General features: G+C 35.5%; 2 protein-coding genes. Both read left to right on the top strand.

What is annotated here, in order from left to right:
• Positions 1-152: 152 nt before the first annotated feature.
• Positions 153-557: an Sbal_3080 family lipoprotein gene (locus FTT83_RS15925; protein ID WP_180176208.1), complete on the top strand. Its 405-nt coding sequence runs from the start codon at positions 153-155 to the stop codon at positions 555-557.
• Between the two features lie 95 nt (positions 558-652).
• Positions 653-892 (top strand): hypothetical protein, encoded by a 240-nt coding sequence (locus FTT83_RS15920; RefSeq protein WP_180080796.1) that lies wholly within the window; start codon positions 653-655, stop codon positions 890-892.
• Positions 893-1,207: the final 315 nt, after the last annotated feature.

Below are 1,207 nucleotides of genomic sequence, written 5' to 3'. Positions count from 1 at the left end.
TGTTCAAATGGCTATTCTACGTTTGATTGGTTTTGGAAAAAAAGAAGAATTTAAGAAAGTGCTAGCAATTTTAAGAAAGAAAAAGCCTGATAGGACAAGGATCCTATGAAATTTGTCGTGTACAGAGGAAAATAATAATTTTATTCGGCTCTATGATGCTTCTTACTGGGTGCGCTACAACTAAAATCACACCTGTACAATTAAGCCAAGGGGAAAAGATTCAAAAAGTTTGTATAAAGCATAACCCTAAAGTGATAGTTCAAAATCTAGAGGACATCATTACTTCTCGTTTGGAATATCACAATATTGTTACTCAAGTTTATAGTGGGGAAAGACCAGAACTATGTGAATATTCACTCAGGTATGTAGCATATCAAAAGTGGGATTTTTCAATGGTACTTACTCAGGCACAATTAATTCTCTATAAAAATGAAAAACGAATTGGGGTTGCTGAATACAAATTACATGCTGGGGGATTATTAAATCCTACTAAGTACAAAAGTAATGAATCCAAAATAGAACCGTTAGTGGATCAGTTAATTGGGGAAATTCAATAATGACATTTATGAAAGTTAAAGCACTGGTTATTAGCGTGCTGATTTTAACTGGTTGTGCAACAGCAGATATTGTTCCTATTGGTAGAGATACCTAGATGATTTCTCAAATGTCAGCTGGTGGAGTATTTACCAATACTTCCAAACTTAAGTCAGATGTAATTTTAAGAGCTAATGCCTTTGCCGAAAGTAAAAATAAGATCGCTATCCCTGTTGCATCCACTGCACAATCTGCTGTTCCAGGTAGACTTCCTAGTTTTGAATATCAGTTTCGATTAGTTGATAAGGATGATCCTAAGCTATTGGTAATGAATTGCGCTCTACTCCTGACAAAATAAACGAAGAAAGAACCATATTGAAGCACGCGTAAGCTTCTTAAAATTGTTTCATCTATGTATATGATTTATCTAAAGCAGAAAGTCCGCCTAGTTGCGGACTTTATTGCATTATCGCCTGTCAAAAATCTATCACTGCACTATGGTTACCACAGCAGAGACTTTTAAAATAACAGGGACCAGCAGAAGATAGAGGTGGTTCCACTTGTTTGAACAACTAAAAGCGTATTTATAAGTGATATTCCGCTCTAGTTAAGCCACCTTGTTTTGTTGGGGTAGCTGATCATAGTAAAACTCATTTGGTGTCATTTTGTCTAG

Source organism: Acinetobacter sp. YH01018, assembly GCF_013420295.1.
Classification (GTDB): domain Bacteria; phylum Pseudomonadota; class Gammaproteobacteria; order Pseudomonadales; family Moraxellaceae; genus Acinetobacter.
Note: the sequence above shows the minus strand (reverse complement) of the source record. Positions and strands in the feature narration are given on the sequence as shown.

Bases quoted from the DNA above. Each gene is read 5' to 3' on its own strand.
- FTT83_RS15925 (WP_180176208.1), top strand. From the start codon at position 153: ATGATGCTTCTTACTGGGTGCGCTACAACTAAAATCACACCTGTACAA.
- FTT83_RS15920 (WP_180080796.1), top strand. From the start codon at position 653: ATGATTTCTCAAATGTCAGCTGGTGGAGTATTTACCAATACTTCCAAA.